The 23,100-nt window shown below is 66.7% G+C and carries 22 protein-coding genes; 17 read left to right on the top strand and 5 right to left on the bottom strand.

The window, feature by feature from the left end; translation table 11 throughout:
• The first annotated feature begins 1 nt into the window (after position 1).
• The 5 genes from odhB to EG885_RS01850 all read left to right on the top strand — a co-directional run bounded on the left by odhB (position 2) and on the right by EG885_RS01850 (position 4,333).
• Complete coding sequence (gene odhB, locus EG885_RS01870; RefSeq protein ID WP_131572761.1) at positions 2 to 1,534, top strand: 2-oxoglutarate dehydrogenase complex dihydrolipoyllysine-residue succinyltransferase; 1,533 nt, start codon at positions 2 to 4, stop codon at positions 1,532 to 1,534.
• A 106-nt stretch (positions 1,535 to 1,640) separates the two neighbouring features.
• Positions 1,641 to 1,895: a hypothetical protein gene (locus EG885_RS01865; RefSeq protein WP_131572760.1), complete on the top strand. Its 255-nt coding sequence runs from the start codon at positions 1,641 to 1,643 to the stop codon at positions 1,893 to 1,895.
• 1 nt (position 1,896) lies between these two features.
• Positions 1,897 to 2,292 carry an MAPEG family protein gene (locus EG885_RS01860; protein ID WP_131572759.1) on the top strand — a complete coding sequence of 132 codons (396 nt, stop codon included), beginning with the start codon at positions 1,897 to 1,899 and terminating at the stop codon, positions 2,290 to 2,292.
• Between the two features lie 72 nt (positions 2,293 to 2,364).
• The gene (lpdA, locus tag EG885_RS01855) at positions 2,365 to 3,759 is read left to right on the top strand and encodes a dihydrolipoyl dehydrogenase (RefSeq protein ID WP_131572758.1); all 1,395 of its coding nucleotides are present in this window, start codon (positions 2,365 to 2,367) and stop codon (positions 3,757 to 3,759) included.
• Between the two features lie 109 nt (positions 3,760 to 3,868).
• Positions 3,869 to 4,333 carry a transglycosylase SLT domain-containing protein gene (locus EG885_RS01850; RefSeq protein ID WP_455430432.1) on the top strand — a complete coding sequence of 155 codons (465 nt, stop codon included), beginning with the start codon at positions 3,869 to 3,871 and terminating at the stop codon, positions 4,331 to 4,333.
• 48 nt (positions 4,334 to 4,381) lie between these two features.
• Here the strand turns inward: EG885_RS01850 and EG885_RS01845 are convergent, their stop codons facing one another.
• The gene (locus tag EG885_RS01845) at positions 4,382 to 4,951 is read right to left on the bottom strand and encodes a lytic transglycosylase domain-containing protein (RefSeq protein ID WP_242679463.1); all 570 of its coding nucleotides are present in this window, start codon (positions 4,949 to 4,951) and stop codon (positions 4,382 to 4,384) included.
• 306 nt (positions 4,952 to 5,257) lie between these two features.
• On the opposite strand from EG885_RS01845, the gene ssb reads away from it, so the two are divergent.
• Positions 5,258 to 5,764, top strand: coding sequence for a single-stranded DNA-binding protein (gene ssb, locus EG885_RS01840; RefSeq protein ID WP_131572755.1), 507 nt, complete (start codon positions 5,258 to 5,260; stop codon positions 5,762 to 5,764).
• Positions 5,765 to 6,007: 243 nt separating this feature from the next.
• Complete coding sequence (locus tag EG885_RS01835) at positions 6,008 to 7,054, top strand: Leu/Phe/Val dehydrogenase (protein WP_131572754.1); 1,047 nt, start codon at positions 6,008 to 6,010, stop codon at positions 7,052 to 7,054.
• 83 nt (positions 7,055 to 7,137) lie between these two features.
• On the opposite strand, the gene aroB is transcribed toward EG885_RS01835, so the two are convergent.
• Positions 7,138 to 8,256 (bottom strand): 3-dehydroquinate synthase, encoded by a 1,119-nt coding sequence (aroB, locus tag EG885_RS01830; RefSeq protein ID WP_131572753.1) that lies wholly within the window; start codon positions 8,254 to 8,256, stop codon positions 7,138 to 7,140.
• Complete coding sequence (locus EG885_RS01825; protein ID WP_131572752.1) at positions 8,253 to 8,804, bottom strand: shikimate kinase; 552 nt, start codon at positions 8,802 to 8,804, stop codon at positions 8,253 to 8,255. The genes aroB and EG885_RS01825 overlap by 4 nt, the downstream gene beginning before the upstream one ends.
• A gap of 125 nt (positions 8,805 to 8,929) precedes the next feature.
• Between EG885_RS01825 and EG885_RS01820 the strand changes: the two genes are divergently transcribed.
• The 7 genes from EG885_RS01820 to EG885_RS01790 all read left to right on the top strand — a co-directional run bounded on the left by EG885_RS01820 (position 8,930) and on the right by EG885_RS01790 (position 17,072).
• Positions 8,930 to 9,121, top strand: a complete 192-nt coding sequence (locus EG885_RS01820; RefSeq protein WP_242679460.1) for a hypothetical protein — start codon at positions 8,930 to 8,932, stop codon at positions 9,119 to 9,121.
• A complete protein-coding gene (locus EG885_RS01815) occupies positions 9,114 to 10,628 on the top strand; it encodes a hypothetical protein (protein ID WP_131572751.1) in 1,515 nt (504 codons plus the stop codon). Before EG885_RS01820 ends, EG885_RS01815 begins: the two co-directional genes overlap by 8 nt.
• A gap of 10 nt (positions 10,629 to 10,638) precedes the next feature.
• Entirely contained in the window at positions 10,639 to 11,715 is a 1,077-nt protein-coding gene (locus tag EG885_RS01810; protein ID WP_131572750.1) for a tyrosine recombinase, read from the top strand.
• 10 nt (positions 11,716 to 11,725) lie between these two features.
• Entirely contained in the window at positions 11,726 to 13,054 is a 1,329-nt protein-coding gene (locus tag EG885_RS01805; RefSeq protein ID WP_131572749.1) for an HlyC/CorC family transporter, read from the top strand.
• A gap of 121 nt (positions 13,055 to 13,175) precedes the next feature.
• On the top strand, positions 13,176 to 15,197 hold the full coding sequence (gene tkt / locus EG885_RS01800; protein ID WP_131572748.1) for a transketolase: 2,022 nt from the start codon (positions 13,176 to 13,178) through the stop codon (positions 15,195 to 15,197).
• Positions 15,198 to 15,282: 85 nt separating this feature from the next.
• Positions 15,283 to 16,227 (top strand): DMT family transporter, encoded by a 945-nt coding sequence (locus tag EG885_RS01795; protein ID WP_131572747.1) that lies wholly within the window; start codon positions 15,283 to 15,285, stop codon positions 16,225 to 16,227.
• A complete protein-coding gene (locus EG885_RS01790) occupies positions 16,203 to 17,072 on the top strand; it encodes a lysophospholipid acyltransferase family protein (protein ID WP_131572746.1) in 870 nt (289 codons plus the stop codon). Before EG885_RS01795 ends, EG885_RS01790 begins: the two co-directional genes overlap by 25 nt.
• Positions 17,073 to 17,128: 56 nt before the next feature.
• Here the strand turns inward: EG885_RS01790 and EG885_RS01785 are convergent, their stop codons facing one another.
• Complete coding sequence (locus tag EG885_RS01785; protein ID WP_131572745.1) at positions 17,129 to 18,538, bottom strand: class II 3-deoxy-7-phosphoheptulonate synthase; 1,410 nt, start codon at positions 18,536 to 18,538, stop codon at positions 17,129 to 17,131.
• A 158-nt stretch (positions 18,539 to 18,696) separates the two neighbouring features.
• Here EG885_RS01785 and EG885_RS01780 point away from each other — a divergent pair, with 158 nt between their 5' ends.
• Both EG885_RS01780 and EG885_RS01775 read left to right on the top strand, forming a co-directional pair.
• Positions 18,697 to 19,680, top strand: coding sequence for a GlxA family transcriptional regulator (locus EG885_RS01780; RefSeq protein WP_131572744.1), 984 nt, complete (start codon positions 18,697 to 18,699; stop codon positions 19,678 to 19,680).
• 85 nt (positions 19,681 to 19,765) lie between these two features.
• The gene (locus EG885_RS01775) at positions 19,766 to 20,893 is read left to right on the top strand and encodes a Hint domain-containing protein (protein ID WP_131572743.1); all 1,128 of its coding nucleotides are present in this window, start codon (positions 19,766 to 19,768) and stop codon (positions 20,891 to 20,893) included.
• Positions 20,894 to 20,963: 70 nt separating this feature from the next.
• Here the strand turns inward: EG885_RS01775 and EG885_RS01770 are convergent, their stop codons facing one another.
• Complete coding sequence (locus EG885_RS01770; protein ID WP_242679459.1) at positions 20,964 to 22,028, bottom strand: Hint domain-containing protein; 1,065 nt, start codon at positions 22,026 to 22,028, stop codon at positions 20,964 to 20,966.
• Positions 22,029 to 22,839: 811 nt separating this feature from the next.
• Between EG885_RS01770 and EG885_RS23635 the strand changes: the two genes are divergently transcribed.
• Positions 22,840 to 22,953, top strand: a complete 114-nt coding sequence (locus EG885_RS23635) for a small membrane protein YohP (protein WP_455430431.1) — start codon at positions 22,840 to 22,842, stop codon at positions 22,951 to 22,953.
• Positions 22,954 to 23,100 lie beyond the last annotated feature (147 nt).

The raw sequence follows: 23,100 nt of genomic DNA, 5'->3' as shown, positions 1-23,100 counted from the left end.
GATGACCACCGAAGTCCGTGTGCCCGCTCTGGGCGAATCCGTCACCGAGGCCACGATCGCCACCTGGTTCAAGAAGCCCGGCGACCGGGTCGAGGTCGATGAAATGCTGTGCGAGCTGGAGACCGACAAGGTCACCGTCGAGGTTCCCAGCCCCACCGCAGGCATTCTGGCCGAAATCGTCGCCGCCGAAGGCGAGACGGTCGGCCCCGATGCCCTGCTGGCACAGATTACCGAAGGCGGAGAGGCTGCGGCCCCCGCCCCCAAGGCCGACAAACCCGCCGAGAAACCAAAGGCCGAAGCAGCGGCCAAACAGACCGAGGAACAGACGAAGATGAGCGGCAAATCCGTGGATGTGATGGTTCCGGCCCTGGGCGAAAGCGTGACCGAGGCCACCGTCGCCACCTGGTTCAAGAAGCCCGGCGACCGCGTCGAGGCCGATGAGATGCTGTGCGAACTGGAGACCGACAAGGTCTCGGTCGAGGTTCCCGCCCCCGCCGCAGGCGTGCTGGCCGAGATCCTGGCCGAGGAGGGTGCGACCGTCGATGCCAAGGCGCGTCTGGCGATCATCACCGAAGGCGCCGCCGGTGCCGCGCCCGCGAAACCCTCGGACGCGCAGGAAATCGTGCTGAAGAACGCGGGCCCCGAGGAAATGAAGCCCCGCACCGATGTCGAGGATGCCCCCTCGGCCAAGAAGGCAATGGCCGAAAAGGGCGTCAGCCGCGATCAGGTACAGGGGTCGGGCCGTGACGGACGGGTCATGAAGGAAGACGTGGCCAAGGCCAGCGCGCCAAAGCCCGCCGCCGCCCCGCGTGCGCCCTCCTCTGCCGACGATGCGGGCCGCGAAGAGCGTGTCAAGATGACCCGCCTGCGCCAGACCATCGCCCGCCGTCTGAAGGACGCACAGAACACCGCCGCGATGCTGACCACCTATAACGAGGCCGACATGTCCGGCGTCATGGGTCTGCGCAACGAATACAAGGATGCGTTCGAGAAAAAGCACAAGGTCAAGCTGGGCTTCATGTCCTTCTTCGTGAAGGCCTGCTGCCATGCGCTGAAAGAGGTCCCCGAGGTCAATGCCGAGATCGACGGCACCGATGTCGTCTACAAGAACTTCGTCCATATGGGCGTCGCCGTCGGCACGCCCTCGGGTCTGGTGGTTCCGGTCGTGCGCGATGCCGATCAGAAAAGCTTTGCCGAGATCGAAAAGGAAATCGGCGCGCTTGGCCTGAAAGGCCGCGACGGCAAGCTGTCCATGGCCGAGATGCAGGGCGGCACCTTCACCATCTCGAACGGCGGGGTCTACGGCTCGCTGATGTCCTCGCCCATTCTGAATCCCCCGCAATCGGGCATTCTGGGCATGCACAAGATCCAGGAACGCCCGGTCGTCGTCGGCGGTCAGATCGTGATCCGCCCGATGATGTATCTGGCGCTGTCCTATGACCACCGCGTCGTCGACGGCAAGGGCGCGGTCACCTTCCTCGTCCGCGTCAAGGAAGCGCTGGAAGATCCGCGCCGCCTGCTGATGGATCTCTGATCCGACCGGGGGCGGCCAGCCGCGGCCCCCCGTGCATCCCTCACCCGGCGGCCCCGCAAGGGGCCCCGGACCCCCATCAGGGCCACCACCCGTCCGGAGCCTGACCATGCAGCTGATCGTCCGCTATACCCATGCCGACCCCGCCCTGTTCCGCCGCGCCTTCGACGAGGATGCCGAAGATCGTGGCCGCAACGGCATGACGCTGCTGCAGCTGTGGCGCGAGGGTGACAGCCAGTCCTGGGCGCTGTTCCAGATCGCCAATCCCAGGGCCGCCCGCGACTATCTGCAGGGCGCCGCCGCCACCTTCAGCGCGCAGGCCGGTGTGACGGCCACCGACAGCCATTTTCTGGAAACCGCCTGACATGGCCTCGCCCGAGATCACCGTCCTCGCCCTCGCGGGGCTTCTGCAGACCGCACAGCTGGCGGGGTTCTCGGTTCTGGCCCAACGTCAGGTCGGTCGCCGCGCGGCAATGGGTCCACGCGACACCGTCGCGGGCCCCCTGCCCGGCATGGCGGGCCGCATGCAGCGCGCCGTCGCCAACCATTTCGAAGGGCTGACCCTGTTCACCCTCGCCGTGGTCGTGGTGACGCTCGGCGAGGCCGGTTCGACCCTGACCGCGGCCTGCGCGTGGATCTATCTCGCCGCCCGCATTCTCTATGTTCCCGCCTATCTGCGGGGATGGGTGCCGGGCCGCTCGATCATCTGGCTCGTGGGCTTTACGGCAACGGTGGTGATGATCCTGGCCAGTCTCTTCTGATTTCATCTTGGACCAAATATCCCGCGGGGGTCCGGGGGCGCGAAGCCCCCGGTCCGGCGGCCGAAGAAAGGAATTCACATGTATGATCTGATCGTCATCGGCGCCGGACCCGGCGGCTATGTCTGTGCCATCCGCGCCGCCCAGCTGGGCCTCAAGGTCGGCGTGGTCGAGGGCCGCGAGGCGCTTGGCGGCACCTGCCTCAATGTAGGCTGCATCCCCTCCAAGGCGTTGCTGCATGCCAGCCACATGCTGCACGAGGCGCATGAGAATTTCGAAAAGATGGGCCTGATGAACGCCCATGTCGATGTCGACTGGACCAAGATGCAAAGCTACAAGGCCGAGACGGTTCTGGGCAACACCAAGGGCATCGAATTCCTGTTCAAGAAGAACAAGATCGACTGGATCAAGGGCTGGGCCAGCATCCCCGAGGCCGGCAAGGTCAAGGTCGGTGACACTGTCCACGAGGCGAAGAATATCGTCATCGCCACCGGCTCGTCCCCCAGCCCCCTGAAAGGGGTCGAGGTCGACAATGCCGCAGGCACGATCGTCGATTCGACCGGCGCGCTGGCGCTGGCCGCGATCCCCAAATCCATGGTCGTCATCGGGGCGGGCGTGATCGGGCTGGAACTGGGCTCGGTCTATGCGCGCTTGGGCGCCGAGGTCACGGTGGTCGAATATCTGGACGTGATCACCCCCGGCATGGACGCCGAGGTGCAAAAGCAGTTCCAGAAGATGCTGGTCAAGCAGGGCATGACCTTTGTGATGGGCGCCGCCGTGCAGTCGGCCAGCGTGACCGACGGTCAGGCAACGGTCAGCTACAAGATGAAAAAGGACGACAGCGAACAGACCATCACCGCCGATGTGGTGCTGGTCTCGACCGGGCGTCGTCCGCACGTCGAGGGGCTGGGCCTTGATGCGCTTGGCGTCGCCATGACCGATCGCGGCTTCGTCAAGGTCGACAGTCATTGGGCGACCTCGGTCAAGGGCGTCTACGCGATCGGCGATGCGGTGCCCGGCCCGATGCTGGCCCATAAGGCAGAAGACGAGGGGATGGCGGTGGCCGAGGTCATCGCGGGCAAGCATGGCCATGTGAATTACGGCGTCATCCCCGGCGTCATCTATACCACCCCGGAGGTCGCCAATGTCGGCCTGACCGAAGAGCAGGCGAAAGATGGCGGGCGCAAGATCAAGATCGGCAAGTTCCCCTTCATGGGCAATGCCCGCGCCAAGGCGCAGTTTCAGGGCGAGGGCTTCGTCAAGCTGATCGCCGATGCGGAAACCGACCGCATTCTGGGCTGCCACATCATCGGCCCCTCGGCCGGCGATCTGATCCACGAGGTCTGCGTAGCAATGGAATTCGGCGCCTCGGCCGAGGATCTGGCTTTGACCTGCCATGCGCATCCGACCGTATCGGAAGCGGTGCGTGAAGCGGCGCTGGCCTGTGGCGGCGGCGCGATCCATGCCTGATCCTGGCGGGGTGAGCCGGGCGGGACCAGGACCGGTCGGGGCAGAAAGGGGGGCCTTGCCCCCCTCGGCGCTAGCGCGCCTCACCCCCCAGGATATTTCAGGACCGAAGCTGGGCCGGCGCGGTCTGCTGCTGGGCGTTCTGGCGCTGGCGGCCTGCGGCGGGGGTGGCGGTCGCAGCGGTGACGGCCGGATCGGCGGATCGGGGCTTTATCCCAATGAGACGCCCTATATCCGGCAGCGGATCAATTTCTGGGCGCGCCACTATGGGGTGCCTTCGTCGCTGGTGCAGCGGGTCGTGCTGCGCGAATCCAGCCACCGTCCCGAGGCGCGCAATGGCGTCTATCACGGGCTGATGCAGATCGCGCCACAGACCGCGCGGACCATGGGCTATCGCGGGCCGGACGGTGGGTTGCTGGATGCCGATACGAACCTGCGCTATGGCGTCCGCTATCTGCGCGGCGCCTGGCTGGTCGCCGAGGGCGACCCGGATGCGGCCATCATGTGGTATTCGCGCGGCTATTATTACGAGGCGCGGCGCAAGGGGTTGCTGAAGCGGACCGGCCTGCGCAGCTGAGCCTGAAGCCGGGACCGAGCGGGCTATCCGTCCGGTCCGTGCGGTCGGTCAGCCGCCGGCGATGATGCGGACATAGTTCCGCGTCTCGCGGTACGGGGGGATGCCGTTGTGCTTTTGCACCGCGCCCGGCCCGGCGTTGTAGGCCGCCAAAGCCAGCGTCCAGTTCCCGAACTGATTGTACATCATCCGCAGATAGCGCGCCCCGCCATCCAGATTTTGCAGCGGATCGGTGGGGTTCACGCCCAGCTTGGCCGCCGTGCCCGGCATTAGCTGCGCCAGACCCATCGCGCCCTTATGCGAGCGGGCATTGGGGTTCCAGCCGGATTCCTGCTGGACGAGGCGCAGGAACAGATCCTCGGGGATGCCATGACGCTGTGCGGCCTGCCGGGCGTGGGGCAAATATTCGCTGCGCCGTCCGGTATAGCGGGGAATGTTCGGAACCACCTCCAGCGCGACCTCGCGGTCGGCGCCGCCGGGCTGCAGGCGGCTGGACGATTGGTATTGCGTCGACAGGCGCGAATCCATCAGCCGGGTCTGGCGGGCAAATTGTTCCGCGCGCGATTTGCTGGAGGCGCCCGACAGGCGCAGCCCCTGCGCCTGAACCGGCAGGGCGATCATGGTGATCAGGGCTGCGCAAAGCGCCGCTTTCAGGGATTGGCTTGGCCGCATGTCTCTCCGCCCTCGTTCTTGTCCGCATCGGCCTTGGGGCCGCTTTTGAACCGGACTATACAGTAAAACGCCGCTCGATCCAGACAGCGCGTGGGCAGGGATGGAGACGATGGGCGACATCCTGCGACTCCGGGGTCCGCTAGTCCTTGCGAGGAAGGACCGGTCCGGGCTAGACCCCAGCCAAACGGGTGATGCTTACGCCCGGTCCACCGAGAAGCAATCAAAGATCCAAGATCCATATCAAGGAATCCCCTCATGGCAGGCAGCGTCAACAAGGTCATCATCGTCGGCAATCTTGGGCAGGACCCCGAGGTGCGCAGCTTTCCCAATGGCGGCAAGGTCGTGAACCTGCGCATCGCCACCTCGGAAACCTGGAAGGACAAGAACAGCGGCGAACGGCAGGAACGCACCCAGTGGCATTCGGTCGCGATCTTTTCCGAGCCTCTGGGCCGGATCGCCGAGCAATATCTGAAGAAGGGCAGCAAGGTCTATGTCGAGGGCCAGCTGGAGACCCGAAAATGGCAGGACCAGTCCGGTCAGGACCGCTATTCGACCGAAGTCGTGCTGCGCCCCTATCGCGGCGAACTGACCTTGCTGGATGGCCGCAGCGGCGGCGGTCAGGGTGGCGGTTCGCAGGGCGGCGGATATGAGGATTACAATCAGGGCGCGCCCTCGGGTCGCAGCGGTGGCGGTGCATCGTCGGGCGGCGGTCAGGGCGGCGGGGGCGGCCGGGCCGATTACGACGACGAAATCCCGTTCTGATCGGGGCGGTTCGATCCGCCAGCCGCGAATCATGAAGGGGCGGCCTTTGGGTCGCCCCTGTCCACATCAAGCCCCCGGCGATGCAATCTTGCGCCGGGATGGCCGCGACAGGCGCGCAAGTTGCGTCGTCGGGCCAAAGCGGGCCGCAATGGCGCAACGCTTGCAATCCTGCCCAAACGGCGCTTACTGACGCCGGTTTTGCGCAGGATCCCCTGTGCCCCGCTGCGACAGGAATGGCTGCCGATGTCCGTGACACTGACCGATCTGACCGCCCCCGAAGGGTACGAGCGTCTGGTGCTGGCCGAAGCGCCGCGCCACGGGCTGCGGGCGCTGATCTGCCTGCATTCGACCGTGCTGGGGCCGGCGGCGGGCGGCTGCCGCATGTGGGCCTATGACAATGACGATCAGGCGATCCATGACGTGACGCGGCTGGCGCGTGGGATGACGCACAAGAATGCGATGGCCGATCTGGGTCTGGGCGGCGGCAAGGCGGTGATCTTTGGCGATGCGCGCACCGACAAGACGCCCGACATGATGCGCGCCTTTGGCGAGGCGGTCGAGACGCTGGCGGGCACCTATTGGACCGCCGAGGATGTCGGCATCTCGCCTGCCGACATGGCCTTTGCGGCAGAGCGGACCCGTTTTGCGGTGGGTCTGTCGGGGGCGTCGGGCGATCCCTCGCCCTGGACGGCCGAAGGGGTGTTTCGCTGTCTGCGCGTGGGATCGGGCCATGTCTTCGGGACCGAGGATCTGACCGGTCGCCGGGTGCTGGTGCAGGGTCTGGGCCATGTCGGCCTGTCGCTGGCCGAAAAGCTGGCCAAGGCCGGGGCGCGGCTGATCGTGACCGATATCCATGCGGCGGCGCTGAAGGATGCGATGACCCGGCTTGGCGCCGTGGTCTGCGCCCCCGATGCCGTCTTCGACCAGCAGATCGAGATTTTCGCCCCCTGCGCCCTGGGCGGCATCCTGACCGAACGGACGGTGGGCGAGTTGTCGGCCAGCCTCGTCTGTGGTGCGGCCAACAACCAGCTGGCCGATGACGCGCTGGCCCTGCGGCTGGAAGCGGCAGGCATCACCTATCTGCCCGATTATGTGGTCAATGCCGGTGGCATCATCAGCGTCGCCAGCGAGATCCACGGCAAGCCCGACGCCTGGCGGCTGGAACGCCTGACCGCCATCGCCGCACGCGTATCCCAGATGCTGACCACCGCCCGCGAGGCGGGCCAGGCTCCTGCGGCCATCGCGGATGAGATGGTGCGGACGATGCTAAGCGGTCGTCGCGCCGCCTGAGGCCGGGGCTGGAACGGCGACAGCCCACCCGCCCGGCCCCCACGATGGGGGGCGGGCGGGCTTTGTCCCCCCTTAGCGCCCCTTTAGCGAGCGTCGCGCAGAACCGCCTCCAGCAACGGTTTTTCCACCGCGTCGCTGACAAAGGCCGCGCCGATGCCGCGCGCCAGCACGAAGCGCAGCTGACCGTCCACGACCTTCTTGTCCTGCCCCATCAGCCCGATCAGCGCCGCATCATCGGGCAGGTCGCTGGGAATGTCGGACAGGCGCGCGGGCATGCCCATCCGGGCCAGATGAGCATGGACGCGGCTTGGATCCTCTTGCGCGCACAGACCCATCCGGGCGGACAGATCAAAGGCCAGCGCACAGCCGATCGCCACCCCCTCGCCATGCAGCAGGCGGTCGGAATAGCCGGTCGCGGCCTCCAGCGCATGGCCGAAGGTATGGCCCAGATTCAGCAGCGCGCGCTCGCCCTGCTCGGTCTCGTCGCGGGTGACGATCCCGGCCTTCATCGCGACGGCATGGGCCACAGCCTGCTGACGCCGCGCCGGATCGGCCTGCAGATCGGGTCCGTTCTGTTCCAGCCAGTCAAAAAATTCCGCATCGCCCAGCAGGCCGTATTTCACCACCTCGCCATAGCCCGCCAGAAAGTCGCGGGGCGCCAGCGTTTCCAGCACCAGCGTGTCGGCCAGCACCAGCGCGGGCTGATGAAAGGCGCCGACCAGGTTCTTGCCATGGCGGCTGTTGATCCCGGTCTTGCCGCCGACGCTGCTGTCGACCTGCGCCAGCAGCGTCGTGGGCAGCTGCACAAAGCGCACGCCGCGCCGCAGGATGGCGGCGGCGAAACCCACCAGATCGCCGATCACCCCGCCGCCAAGCGCCAGCACCACGTCGCGGCGTTCGACCTGCTGGTCCAGCAACCAGTCCACGCAGGCGGTCAGATGCGGCCAGCTTTTCGTGCCCTCGCCCGCGGGCAGGATCAGCGCCTCGCTGGCGATGCCCTGCGCGCGCAAGGCGGCCTGCAGGGGCGCCAGATGCAGGGCGGCGACCGTCGCATCGGTCACGATGACCGCGCGGGGCCGGGCCAGCAGCGGCGCGATCAGATCGCCCGCCTGATCCAGCAGCCCCGCACCGATGCGGACATCATAGGCACGATCGCCCAAGGGCACGTGAACGGTCACAGGATCGGGGACAGGATCGGTCATGAGGGTTCCTTGATCAGATCGGGGGCCGCAGCCTGCAGGGCGGCGATCAGGCGGGTGGTCGACATCTCGATGCTGTCGCCCGCCTGCGACAGGAATTCCAGCCCGGCCTGCGCATAGACGGGGCTGCGTTCGGCCAGCAGGCGCAGCAGCGTGCCCTTGGGGTCGGCGGTCTGCAGCAGGGGCCGGGTCGGGCGCTGGCGGACGCGTTGCCACAGCAATTCGGGCGCGCAGTTCAGCCAGACGGACAGGCCGCGCGCCCCGATCATGTCACGGTTTCCCGCGCTCATCCACGCGCCGCCGCCGGTCGAGATGACGCCCGGCGCCCCCGCCAGCAGGCGCCCCAGCACCTGCGATTCGCGGGCGCGAAAGAACGCCTCGCCGTCGCGGGCAAAGATCTCGCTGATCGACATGGCAGCCGCAGCCTCGATCTCGGCATCGGAATCGGTAAAGGGCACGCGCAGTCGCCGGGCCAGTTCCGACCCGATGGCCGTCTTGCCCGCCCCCATCATTCCGATCAGCACGATGTGCCGCGTCAGGCCTCTGGTCATCCCTGTCTCCCCAATCGGGTGACTGAATGACGTGATCTTTCGGAAATTGCCATCTATATTCGCCCCGAACCGGCCCGATAGCGGCCCCGGACCAATGAAACCTGGTCGAGCAAAGGCGATGGACAATGCGGATGTTGAAACTGCTGGTGGTGCTGATTCTGGCCGGGCTGATCGGGCTGGCGGGATACGCCTATTTCGGCGACATGGCCCCCACCCGGCAAGAGGTGCGCAGCCCGCTGCCGATGGACGGCGCGGCCACCTCGGCCAGCGCGACGCCCAGCCCCGGAACGACCCCCACGGCCCCTGCCGATGATTGATCGTCCCTTTCTGACCGGACTGGCCCTGTTGCTGGCCCTTGGCGGATCGCCGCAAGCGGTCATGGCGCAAAGCCAGCCGCTGTCGGCCAGCGACTGGCTGTCGGGCAGTGTGCGCGGGCCGTTGCGCGAAAGCTCGGCCTGGCGTCCGGGCGATGTGCGCCCACCCGACCGGCCCGGCGGCAGGCCCCAGCCCACCGCGACCAGCGGCGCGGTGGGCCCGGTGCAGGTGACCCGGCTGGATCAGGGCGATCCCGACCATACCGGCACGCAAAGCCCGCGCCGCGCGGGCGTTCCGGTCGATCTGTGGGCGGGCAGCGATCCGGCCCGGCTGGCGCAGATGGTGCTGTCGACGCCCGCCCGCCTGCAATCCATGCAGGCGCTGCTGCGCCGGGTGCTGACCGCGCAGCTGGCCCCGCCCACCGGCGCCGTCGATAGCGTTGCGCCGGGTGTCGCCCCCGGTCTGGGGGGGCAGCTGTTTCTGGCCCGCGCCGACCGTCTGCTGGACATGGGCGCGCTGGACGAGGCGCAGGCCCTGCTGACCGCCGCCGGTCCCGGCCAGCCCGAGATCTTTCGACGCCTGTTCGACATCGCCCTGCTGGAGGGCGATGAAAGCCGCGCCTGCGCGATCATGAACGGCACCCCCGGCATCGCGCCCAGCTTTGCCGCGCGCATCTTCTGTCTGGCGCAGACCGGCGATTGGGCCGCCGCCGCCGTCAGCCTGCACGGGGCGGAAACGCTTGGGCTGATCGACGAACGGCAGGCGATCCTGCTGACGCATTTTCTGGACGATGCCTTTGTCGACAGCGCCCATCTGCTGGAACCTGCGGATCGGATCACGCCGCTGGAATTCCGCATCCACGAGGCCGTGGGCCAGCCCCTGCCCACCCTGCCCTTGCCGGTGGCCTTTGCGCAATCGGATCTGCGGCTGAACGGCGGTTTCAAGGCCCGGCTGGAGGCGGCCGAGCGTCTGGCCCGCGCCGGCGCCCTGCCGCCCACCGAACTGCGCGCGATCTATGGCGAACAGCGGCCCGCGGCGTCGGGCGGGGTCTGGGAACGCGCCAGCGTCATGCGCACGCTGGAGGCCGCTTTGGCCGGGGGCGATCTGACACAGGCCCTGCCCCGCGCCTTTGACGAATTCCGCTTGGCGGGCATGGCCGATCTGCTGGCGGGGATGGTGGCCGCCGACCTGCCGCCCGACATCGCCGATCCCCGCACCGCCGAGGTGGCGGGGCTGCTGCGCGGATGGGTGGGCCTGCCCGGCGGCACCATCCCCGATCTGCCACCCGAGATGGCGGCCCCCGTCCCCACCCCTCCCGCTGCGCAAAAGGGCGAGGCGCTGCTGGGCGCCATGACCGATATCGATGCCGCGATCGAGGGCGATCTGGCCCGCGCCGGGCGCGGCATCGCCATGCTGCGCGCCCTTGGCCTGCCCGAGGATGCCGACCGGGCCGAGGCTCAGGTGGCACTGATCGCGCAGATGACCCAGCAAGCCGCGGCGACACCATGAGCGGCACCCGATGAGCGATCACACCCGCAGCGACCATGGGGCCATCTCGGCCTTTTTGGATGCGCAGGCCGCCGAGGCCGGGGCGGCGCGCAACACGCTGCTGGCTTACGGTCGCGATCTCCGCGACCTGTCGGATTGGCTGGGGCATCGGGGCCTGTCTCTGGCCGCGCTCAGCCGCGATCAGGTCGAGGATTATCTGTCCCATTGCGATGCGCAGGGCCTGTCGCGCGCCACCCGCGCCCGGCGCCTGTCGGCGATCCGGCAGTTCACCCGTTTCGCACTGGACGAGGGCTGGCGCGAGGATGACCCCGCCATCCGCATCGCAGGCCCGGGCCGGGCCAAGCGCGTGCCCCGCACGCTGGACCGCGACCAGATCGGCGCGCTGCTGGCCGCAGCCCCGATGATCGGGCGCACCCCCACCGACCGCACCCGCAACCTGTGCCTGATCGAGATGCTCTATGCCACCGGCATGCGGGTCAGCGAGCTGGTCAGCCTGCCCGTCGCGGGTTGCCGGGGCGATCCTGCGGCGCTGGTCATTCGCGGCAAGGGCGGCAAGGAACGCATGGTGCCCTTGGGCGGCGCGGCGCGGCGCGCGCTGGCCGACTGGCTGGCCCTGCGCGACAAGGCGCCCGAAGGCAGCGCCCTTTACCGCCTGCTGGCCGGGCGCGGCGCGCGCTGGCTGTTTCCCGCACCGGGGGCGGCGGGCCACCTGCCCCGACAAAGCTTTTCGCGCCTGCTGGCACAGATGGCGGTGGCCGCCGGGATCGACCTGGCCCGCGTGACACCGCATGTCATCCGCCACGCCTTTGCCACCCATCTGCTGGAGGGCGGCGCCGATCTGCGCAGCATCCAGATGCTGCTGGGCCATGCCGATCTGGGCTCGACCGAGATCTATACCCATGTGCTGGACCAGCGCATGCGCGATCTGGTGCTGAACCATCATCCGCTGGCCGGCGTTGCCCCGGCGACCATTGCAGCGCCGGTGACCATCCTGCCGGACATCGCAGCGTTGGCACCCCTGCCCGACGCCGCGCCCCTGCCCTTGCCGGACCCGCTGTCCGATACGATTTCCAAGACCCCCAACTGACCAAGGACCCATGGACGACGCATCCTCTGCCTTAGATTTCGCCGCCTTTCTGACCATTGGCGCCATCCTGATCTGCCTGATCCTCTCGGCCTTCTTTTCCGGCTCGGAAACGGCGCTGACGGCTGCCAGCAAGGCCAAGCTTCGCGCCCGCGCCGACAAGGGCGACACCGGCGCCGAGGCCGCCGTCAAGGTCACCGCCGACAGCGAAAAGCTGATCGGTGCCATTCTTCTGGGCAACAACGTCGTCAACATTCTGGCCGCCAGTCTGGCGACCGCGCTGTTCACCCGGCTGCTGGGTGCCAGCGGCGTGGCCATCGCCACGCTGGTCATGACCGTGCTGGTGCTGATCTTTTCCGAGGTGATGCCCAAGACCTATGCCATCTCGGCCCCGGAAAAGGTCGCAAGCCTCGTGGCCCGGCCGATCCGCCTGCTGACCATCCTGCTGGCGCCGATCGTCACCGTGGTCCGCGCCATCGTCGGGCTGATGCTGTCCATCGCCGGCCTGAAGACCGATCCCGGCAAACACATGTTTTCCATCGAAGAGGAAATCGAAGGCGCGCTGTCGATCGGCCACGCGCAGGGCGCGGTGAACAAAGAGGACCGCGACCGTCTGCTGGGTGCGCTGGATCTGGGCAACCGCACGGTCGAGGAAATCATGCGCCACCGCAGCGAGATCCAGATGATCGACGGATCCCTGCCGCCCGAGACCATTCTGGAAACCGTGCTGGCCAGCCCCCATACCCGCCTGCCCGTCTATCGCGAGGAACGCGAGAACGTGGTCGGCGTCGTCCATGCCAAGGATCTTCTGCGCGCCGTGAACCGCGCCGTGCGCGAGGCGGGCGATGCGCAGGTCGCGCGCAAATTCGACATCATGGATGTCGTCATGCCGCCCTATTTCGTGCCCGAAACCAGCGTTCTCGACGAGCAGATGCGCGAATTCCTGAAACGCCGGACGCATTTCGCGCTGGTCGTGGACGAATACGGCAGCCTGCGCGGCCTGATCACGCTGGAAGACATCATCGAGGAAATCGTGGGCGAGATCGCCGACGAACATGACACCGAAGAGGATCAGACCCTCAAGCCCAACGGCACCGGGGATTATCTGGTCGAAGGCGGCATGACGATCCGCGACCTGAACCGCCAGCTGGACTGGACCCTGCCCGACGAAGAGGCCAACACCGTCGCCGGTCTGGTCATCCACATGGCACAGTCGATCCCCGAGCAGGGACAGGTCTTCAGCTTTCACGGCTATCGGTTCGAGGTGGTGACCCGGCGCGAAAACCGCATCACCCGCCTGCGCATCCGGCCCCTGGTGCCGGTCGCCCGAGAGGACGCCTGAGCGTGTGGGTTGACCGCCCCCGGGCGGCTTGCAACGCCGCCGCCCAGCCCCTAACAGAGCGCCAACCCATCGCCCGCCTCACTTATCGACAGCGCCACTTATAGACCGCAAGGACATCGCCATGGATATCGACGCCCGCCGCCAAGCCGATCCCGATCACTGGAACCTGTCCAGCGCGATCCGCGTCCTGGCCATGGACGCGGTCGAGGCCGCGAATTCCGGCCATCCCGGCATGCCGATGGGCATGGCCGATGTGGCGACGGTGCTGTTTCGCAACCATCTGAAATTCGACGCCTCGGCCCCGCATTGGTTCGACCGCGACCGGTTCGTGCTGTCGGCGGGCCACGGCTCGATGCTGATCTATGCCCTGCTGCATCTCACCGGCTACGAACAGATGACGCTGGACCAGATCCGCAACTTCCGCCAGCTGGGCGCGATCACCGCGGGCCATCCCGAATACGGCCATGTCGAGGGGGTCGAGACGACGACCGGCCCGCTTGGTCAGGGTCTGGCCAACGCCGTTGGCTTTGCCATCGCCGAAGAGGCGATGCGCGCGGAATTCGGCGCGGATCTCTGCGATCACCGCACCTGGGTCATCGCCGGGGACGGCTGCCTGATGGAGGGTATCAGCCACGAGGCGATCGCGCTGGCCGGCCATCAAAAGCTGGGCCGCCTGATCGTTATGTGGGACAATAACGACATCACCATCGACGGCCGCGTCAGCCTGTCCGACCGCACAGACCAGCGCGCCCGCTTTGCCGCCGCCGGATGGCGGGTGCTGTCCTGCGACGGCCATGACGCCGCCGATATCGACCGCGCCCTGACCGAGGCCGCGCGTGACGACGGCCGCCCCGTGCTGGTCGATTGCAAGACGATCATCGGCTTCGGCGCGCCCAACAAGGCCGACAGCAGCAAGGCCCATGGCTCGCCCCTGGGCCGCGAGGAAATCGCCGCCACCCGGCTGGCCTATGGCTGGAGCTCGGCCCCCTTCGTCATTCCCGACCCGATCATGGCCGACTGGCGCCGGATCGGTCAGCGCGGCGCCGCCGCCCGCGCCGCATGGAACGACCGCGTCGACAGCCTGCCAGACGATGCGCGCAACGATTTCGCCCGCCGCCTTGGGTCGGACCCGCATCCGCGTCTGGACGCGATCATCGAGGCGTTCAAGGAACAGACGCTGGCCAGCCGGCCCAAGGTCGCGACCCGCAAGGCCAGCGAGAACGTGCTGGAGGTGTTGAATGCCGAGATGCCCGAGAATTTCGGCGGCTCGGCCGATCTGACCGGCTCCAACAACACCCGCACCGGCGGTCAGGGCGTGTTCTCGCCCGAGGATCGCATGGGCCGTTACCTGCATTACGGCATCCGCGAACATGGCATGGCGGCGGCGATGAACGGCATCTGGCTGCATGGCGGCTTTCGGCCCTATGGCGGGACGTTCCTGACCTTTACCGATTACGCGCGGGGCGCGATGCGCCTGTCGGCGCTGATGGGGCTGCCGGTCGTCTATGTGATGACCCATGACAGCATCGGTCTGGGCGAGGATGGCCCGACCCATCAGCCTGTCGAACATCTGGCCATCTGCCGCGCCACCCCCAACACGCTGGTGCTGCGCCCCTGCGATCAGATCGAGACCGCCGAGGCCTGGCAGATCGCCCTGTCGCAGGATGCCACGCCGTCCGTGCTGGCCTTGTCGCGCCAGAACCTGCCCTTGCTGCGGACCGATACCTCCGAAAACCTGTCGGCCAAAGGCGCCTATGTGCTGCGCGAAGCCTCGGACAAGGCCGCGCAGGTCATCCTGATGGCCACCGGCTCCGAGGTCGAGATCGCGGTCGAGGCCCGCGAGGCGCTGGAGGCGCAGGGCATCGCCACCCGCGTCGTCTCGGTCCCCTCGATGGAGCTGTTCCGCGACCAGCCGCAGGAGTATCGCGAAAGCGTGCTGCCGCGCGGCCCGGTCCGCATCGCCATCGAAGCCGCCATCCGCCAGCCCTGGGACTGGCTGCTGCTGGGAGAGCGGGGATCCGAGGACAGGTCCGCCTTTGTCGGCATGGAGGGCTTTGGCGCCTCGGGCCCGGCGCCCGCACTCTACGACGATTTCGGCATCACGGCAGCGGCGGTCGCTGCCCGCGCGGCGGCGCTTTTGTGAGACTTTGGGAAGCCTCCGGCGGGGATATTGATATGAAGAAGAAGCCCCTTCTTCTTCACTCAAATATCCATGATCCGGCGCTCTGATGCGTGTGCTTGCGCGGGGTTGGGCGCTGATGGGGCGCGAGCGGGACGGGCTGCGGCGTCCCGGATCGGATCAGGCGCGGGGCATCGCCCTGCTGCTGGCGGCGATTCTGGGGTTCACGCTGATGGATGCGACGGCCAAGCATCTGACCCAGCTTTACCATCCCGCGCAGGTGGTCTGGGCGCGTTTCGTGGGCAATCTGCTGATCTTTGCGCTGATCTTTCGTCAGGCGATGGTTCCTTTGCTGCGGACCCGCCAGCCGGGAACGCAATTCGCCCGTGCGCTGATGCAGCTGGGATCGGTGGTGCTTTTCTTTACCTCGCTGCAATATATCGGGCTGGCCGAGGCGACCGCGATCATGGACCTCAATCCGGTCCTGATCACGCTTGGCGGCGCGCTGTTTCTGGGCGAGCGGTTGGGCCCGCGCCGGATGGCGGGGATCGCGGTGGCGATGGTGGGTGCGTTGCTGATCATCCGGCCCGGCGTGGGGGTGTTTCAACCCGCCGCCCTGCTGCCTTTGGCCGGGGCTTTTACCTATGCGGCGGGCGCGCTGCTGACGCGAATCGTGCGGGCTGATTCGGTGGCGACCTCGGTCATGTGGTCGGCGGTCGTGGGCAGCATCGCGACCAGCCTTGTCGTGCCGTTCTTCTGGCAGCCCATCGCCTTGGCCGATCTGTGGGCCTTTGCTTTGCTGGCGATCTTTGGCACCGCCAGCCAATATCTGCTGGTCCGCGCCTTCAGCGCTGCCGAGGCGGGGGTGCTGGCGCCCTTTGGCTATACCGGTCTGGTCTGGGCGGGGCTGTGGGGCTGGTTGTTCTTTGGGCAGTTGCCCGATCTGTGGACCATTCTGGGCGCTGCGGTTATCGTGGCCGCGGGCCTCTATGTCTGGTCGCGTGAGGCCCGCGCGGCCCGAAAGGAACCATGCGCGACGACCGATCCACGCTGACCGACCGGCTGGCCAATGGCGCCTTTCTGGCGATCATGCAGCTGGCCCTGCTGCTGCCCTATCGCCGCCGCGTGCCGGCGATGGGCTGGGTGTTCGCCCATCTGATCGCGCCCGTGGCCGGTTGGCGGCGGCGCATTCGCGACAATCTGACCCTGGCCCGGCCCGATCTGAGTGGCCCCGAGATCGAGGCGCTGGTCCGCGCCGTGCCCGACAATGCGGGCCGGTCGCTGGCCGAGATCTATTCGGCGGCCGAATTCACCGCCCGTATCCGCGAGAGCGCCCCGGTCGAGGGCCCCGGCCTGCCCGCGCTGGAGGCGGCGCTGGAGGCGAACCGTCCGGTCATCCTCGCCTGCGCGCATTTCGGCAATTATGACGCGATGCGCGCCGCCCTGTCCGGGCGCGGCTGGCCGGTGGGCGCGCTCTACCGGCCCATGAACAACGAGGCGTTCAACCGCCATTACGTCCCCGCCATCACCGCCATTGCCGAGCCAATGTTTCCGCGCGGGCGGGCGGGTCTGGCCGCGATGCTGCGCTTTTTGCGCGGCGGTGGCTGGCTGGCGCTTGGTTTCGATCAATATGACCGCGAGGGGGCCGAGCTGCGGTTTTTCGACCTGCCGACGCGGACGGTCCTGACGCCAGCCGAACTGGCGCGGCGCTATGATGCGCTGCTGGTGCCGATCGCGGGCATCCGCCAGCCCGATGGGCTGAGCTTTCGCGTCCATGTCGGCGCACCCGTCGCGCTGGACGAGCCGCGCGCGATGATGCAGGCGCTGAACGATGATCTGGAGATGCTGGTCAGGCGCCATATGGACCAGTGGTTCTGGGTCCATCGCCGCTGGAAATAAGGCCCCGCCATGTGGCGGGGCCTTGAGAGTGTGGCTGAGGCGTGGCCCTGAAGGCTTCAGCTGGCAGCGGCGGTCCGGGCCGGGGCCGCATCCTCGCGCCGGGCGCGCAGTTCCTCGGCCACCAGGAAGGCCAGTTCCAGCGACTGGCTGGCATTCAGCCGCGGATCGCAGGCGGTGTGATAGCGGTCCGACAGATCCTCATCGGTGACGGCGCGCACGCCGCCGGTGCATTCGGTCACGTCCTTGCCGGTCATCTCGAAATGCACGCCACCGGGGATGGTGCCTTCGGCCTTGTGGACAGCAAAGAATTCCCGAACCTCGCGCAGGATCGAATCGAAGGCCCGCGTCTTGTACCCGGTCGAGGATTTGATGACGTTGCCGTGCATCGGATCACAGGACCAGACGACGTTCGCCCCCTCGTCCTTGACGGCCTGAACCAGACGCGGCAGGTGATCGCCGACCTTGCCCGCGCCAAAGCGCGCGATCAGGGTCAGGCGACCGGCCTCGTTTTCCGGGTTCAGCCTGGCCATCAGCACCTTGAGATCGTCCGCCGTGGTGGTGGGGCCGCATTTCAGGCCGATCGGGTTCTGCACGCCGCGGCAGAATTCGACATGCGCGCCATCGGGCTGGCGCGTTCGGTCGCCGATCCAGATCATGTGGCCCGATCCTGCGACGGGCAGGCCGGTGGTCGAATCGATGCGGGCCAAAGCCTCTTCGTATTCCAGCAGCAGGGCCTCGTGGCTGGTATAGAAATCGACCTTGGACAGCTGATGGGCGGTGTCGGAATTGACGCCTGCCGCCTGCATGAAGGCCATCGCATCGCCGATGCGGTTCGCGATGTCGCGATAGCGCGCCGCCTCGGGGCCGCCGACGAAATCGGCGATCCAGCTTTGGACGCGCTGCATGTCGGCGAAACCGCCGGTCGAAAAGGCCCGCAGCAGGTTCAGCGACGCCGCCGCCTGCGTATAGGCCGCCAGCATCCGCGCCGGATCGGGAATGCGGGATTCGGGGGTGAAATCGAACCCGTTGATGATATCACCGCGATAGCTGGGCAGTTCGACCCCGTCGATCACCTCGGTCGGCGCGCTGCGCGGCTTGGCGAACTGGCCGGCCATGCGACCGACCTTGAGGACCGGCATCTGCGCGCCCCAGGTCAGCACGACCGCCATTTGCAGTAACACCTTGAACGTGTCGCGCAGATTGTCGGCACTGAACTCGCTGAAGCTTTCGGCGCAATCGCCGCCCTGCAGCAGAAAGCCGCGTCCGGCTGCGACCTCGGCCAGCTGCGCCTTCATGCGCCGCGCCTCGCCTGCGAAGACCAAAGGCGGATAGCGCCGCAGCTGATCCTCGACCGCCGTCAGGGCGGCGGCGTCGGTATAGTCGGGCATCTGGACGCGCGGATAGGCGCGCCAGCCGGCCTTGTCCCATGCGGGGGTGGCGGCGGTCTTGCGGATATCCTGCGTCATGGCCTTGGGCTCCTGTCAAACGGTGGCGTTGGTATAGACGCGATCAACCGTCAGGAAAAGGCCCTGCCGCCGCGATGGGCAGGGCATGTCGCGCCCCCTTGCCGCGGCGATGAAAGCCTGTTTGGGTGCCGGACGGACCCGTTTGCAAAGACAGCCTCATGCCATCCGACAGACCGCGCCGTTTCACCTTCCTGTTGCTGGACCGTTTCACCATGCTGCCCTTCACGGCGGCGATCGAACCGTTGCGTCTGGCCAACCGCGCGGCGGGCCGGGCGCTGTTCGACTGGCGGCTGGTGGGGCCGCGCGGCGACATGGCCACCTGTTCGAACGGCGCGCGGGTGCTGCTGGACGGCGGGCTGGAGGCCGAGGGCCCGGCCCCCGCCCGCGACGACGTGGTCATCATCTGCGGCGGCACCGAAATCGCACGAGAGACGACGCGCCCGGTGCTGGCCTGGCTGCGCCGTCAGGCCCGCGGCGGCGGCGCGATGGGCGCGGTGTGCACCGGCGCATGGGTGCTGGCCGAGGCGGGCCTGCTGGAGGGGCGCAAGGCCACGATCCATTGGGAAAACCACGACGGTTTCGCCGAGGCCTTTCCGCAGGTCGATCTGTTCCGGTCGGTCTTTGTCCATGACGGCAACCGGCTGACGGCGGCGGGGGGGACCAGTTCCATCGATCTGATGCTGCATCTGATCGCCGAGGCGCATGGCGACGCGCTGGCCGCCGACGTGGCCGACCAGATGCTGCACACCGCGATCCGGACCGATCAGGACCGCCAGCGCCTGTCCATCCCCACCCGCATCGGCGTGCGCCACCCCCGGCTGGCTGCGGTGATCGCCCGGATGGAGGGCAATCTGGAAGACCCGATCAGCCCCGCCCAGCTGGCGCTGGATGCGGGCATGTCGACGCGCCAGCTGGAACGGCTGTTCCGCCGCTATCTGAACCGCAGCCCGAAACGCTATTACATGGAAACCCGTCTGGCCCGCGCCCGCAACCTGCTGATGCAGACCGAGATGTCGATCATCGAGATCGCGCTGGCATCGGGGTTTTCCAGCCCGTCGCATTTTTCCAAATGCTATCGTGCGCAATATGGCAGCACGCCCTATCGCGAACGGGGAACATCGTCCTCGATCGTTCCCGCCTGAGGGACGTTAATCTTTTGTTAACCAGGTCTTCGTAAGGTCAAGCCTGTCCTGCGGCAGGAGGGCTGCATCCGAACCGGAGATTCTTATGGCCTATCATATAACCGTTCTGACGGTCAGCGAACCGATCCCCTCATGGACCCAAAGCGGTAACCCGCGCTTTGTCCCGTGGTCCGACGGAAGTCCCATCACCTTTCCCGACCCGGTCCTGTCCACGATCACGATCGCCGATGACGATCCGCTGTTTCAAAGCGGCTTCTATACCCCCGGCGAAACCGACCAGACGCTGGCCGAGGATGCCAGTTTCGGATTTGGCGCCTCTCAGGTGACGGTGCCTGCGGGCACGGCGCTGTCGAATTTCCTGGCATCGAACCTGCGGGGTCCGGATGGCGGGCAGTTCGTCGCGTTGTTTCCACGCAGCTTCGTGCCCGAAGATCTAGGCGATGAGCTGGGCGGACGCCATTCGGTCCTGATCATTCCACTGGCCCAAACGACAGCCGACGGGGGCACGACCTATCCGGTCTTCGACCCGTCCAAGACCTATGTCTATACCGGCGTGCGCGGCATCGGTCAGGCGGGGGATCATGTTCCCTATGCCATGCCCTGCTTTGTCGAGGGCAGCCTGATCCGCACCGCGCAGGGGCCGCGCCCGGTCCAGACGCTGCGGCCCGGCGATCTGCTGGAGACGCTGGATCACGGGCCGCGTCCGATCCTGTGGATCGGCCACCGCCGCGCCGATGCCGCGCATCTGGACCTGCGCCCGCAGGACCGGCCGATCCGGCTGGCGGCGGGGGCGCTTGGTCCCGGCCGGCCTGCGCGCGATCTGCGTGTCTCGCCCCAGCACCGCGTCCTGCTGCGCTCGGCCATTGCCGCGCGGATGCTGGGCTCGGAGGAGACATTGGTGGCCGCGCGCCATCTGATCGGTCAGCCGGGCATCAGCGTGCAGACCGACGACCGGCCCGTGACCTATTGGCATATCCTGATGGACCGCCACGAGGTGATCGAGGCCGAGGGCGCATGGACAGAAAGCCTTTATCCCGGTCCCGTCGCGCTGCGGGCCTTCAGCCCGGCACAGGTCGCGCAGATCCATGCGCTGCTGCCCGATCTGGCGCAGAATGGCCCGCCGCCCTTCGCGCGCCCCGTCCCGACCGGTCGTCAGGCCCGCCAGCTGTCGCTGCGCCATCTGCGCAACGCACGGCCTTTGGTGCGCGCCTAGGCGGATGAACACCGAAAAGCCCCGCCCCCAAAAGGGGCGGAGCTGTCCGGACCTGTCGCCTGCGTGGTCTTTAGCGGACCAGCGCGCGGTGGTTCTGTTTGTGCCGGATCGCCAGCTTGCGCCCATGACGCCCCGAGACAAGGTAGCGCGCGCCCTCGGCCTCGTAGTCGGCCTCCTGCAGCTGCGGGAACAGCGCGAAGATTTCGTCCAGCGCGGCCAGACCGACGCCTTTCAGCGCCTGCGGTCCGGTATAGAGGGATTCACTTTCGGCACCGTTGGCAAAGACCACCTCATGCCGGTCGAACAGCATGTGGAAATACTCGACGCTTTCCAGATCACGGGCGATATCGACGCCCTCGATCTGCAGCAGCTGCTTGGCGGCGACCAGAACCTCCATCGTTCCGAACATCTTCTGCGCGATGTTGGACCGCACCAGCATGCGGTGCTGCGGCGAGACGATCAGATCCGAGGACGGCGCCCCCGCCCCAAGCGCCCCGGCCCGGATGCGGATCGGACGCAGATTATCCTTGCGCGCCAGCGTGCTGGCCGAGACAACCGTCCGCCCGATCCAGCGCAGCGGCTGCGGACCGTTATCCTTGGTCAGGATCATGTCGCCTGCCTGAAGATCCTCGATCGCGCGCGGTCCCTCGGGGGTGTCCACAAGCGTGCCCCTGGCAAAGCAGACGATGTCGTCAGCGTCGAAGTCGTAACCAGCCAAGAAGGTATCGGTATCAAGGGTCAGCAGCACATCCGTAACGGGCGGCAGGTCGCCATCAGGGAAGATAATGCGCTGAACGCCACCTTCGGTCGATGCGATGATAAAGGTCCGCGTGCCGAAAATGCCTGTGACAGTGCCGGTTCCTTCCATCGTCAGCGTTTCAGTGGTCGTGTTCGGCTCACCAAGTGCAGGACTGAACGTGCGCGACAGCACGAATTCCTCGCCCACATTCAGGACATTTCCATCTTCCTCACGCGTCAGCGAGGTTGCCCACGAGCCAAGCGGCACCAGACTTGGGCCCGCCTCGACGCCCGAGAGGAGACCAAGATTGCCAACGCTGATGTTAAGATCCGCGACACCGACGGTCAGAACGGTCGCGGGCGTGGCGAATGCAACTCCAGTTTCATTGATAGCCATTTTGCACATACTCCATGAGGTGAACTTTCCAAGATCACCAGGCACCGGGGTCTGACCCGGGACATGATCGTTTTTTCGATGCGGGATTGATGGCCTAAGATGTCCATCCCGGCAGACGCGCCCGAAACAGAGCGCAAGATCGAGGGTCAAAAGCGACATGCGGCGACAGGCCGCACCCTGTAATTACCACCCCGTGCAAAACAGACAAAACACATTCGTTTAGCGACGCGATTGATAAAGTTTACACAACTTTTGGTTGACATAATTTCGGCGTTCTGTTCACAAAAATGGGGTTCTTTCGAATCAATACCCCACCAAGTAACTGTTTTGAATCACTAACAAAAAGATCTTCGCAGAAAGGGAATTACAATTTTCAGGTGCATACATGCGTTTCAGAAACTGCATCAAGGACCATGATCGAGTCTTATTCATATCCATTTACAATATTCAAAATGACGATCATTGCTGATGTCGCATTCCGCCCTCGGTCCCGACCGGCAACCCCTATACCCCCTACGCTTCCGCCCTGTCGCTTCAGCCATGCTCAAGATGCCGGGACGACCATTTGCCTCAAGGCACCGGACGGGCAGCCTGTCACAATTCCACCCATCCACCCCCGATCCACCTCGGTCGATGCGACGACCGACAATCGACCGGCACCCTGCGTCCCGCCCCGTTCCGCAGCGGCCCGCCGCTCTGCCAAAGTCACCATCCCCGCCTCGGAATGGTTGCCTGCGCCATCGCGGGCCCCGTCCCGATGGCCCCGGCCCGATGCCGCATCATCCGACGGAACCAGTCCCGACCGCAGCGGTTGTCCCGGACAACACAGGAGAATATCATGCTTAAGTTCCTCGGCGGCGCCGTCGGTATCATCTTCATCATCGGACTTCTGGTCGTCATCGGCATCCTGTCGCTGATCTTCTGATCGCACAGCGCCGATGAACGGGGCCCCATGGGCCATGTGATCACCGGACCTGCGTGAAAAGGCCCCTGCAGCGATGTCTGCGGGGGCCTTTCTTTATCGGACCGGACGCCCCGCGCTGGTCACCGCGGGTTGCAAAATCCCATCGGA

This window comes from Paracoccus nototheniae (assembly GCF_004335005.1).
Lineage (GTDB): Bacteria > Pseudomonadota > Alphaproteobacteria > Rhodobacterales > Rhodobacteraceae > Paracoccus > Paracoccus nototheniae.
This window is presented reverse-complemented; position numbering and strand designations above follow the sequence as displayed.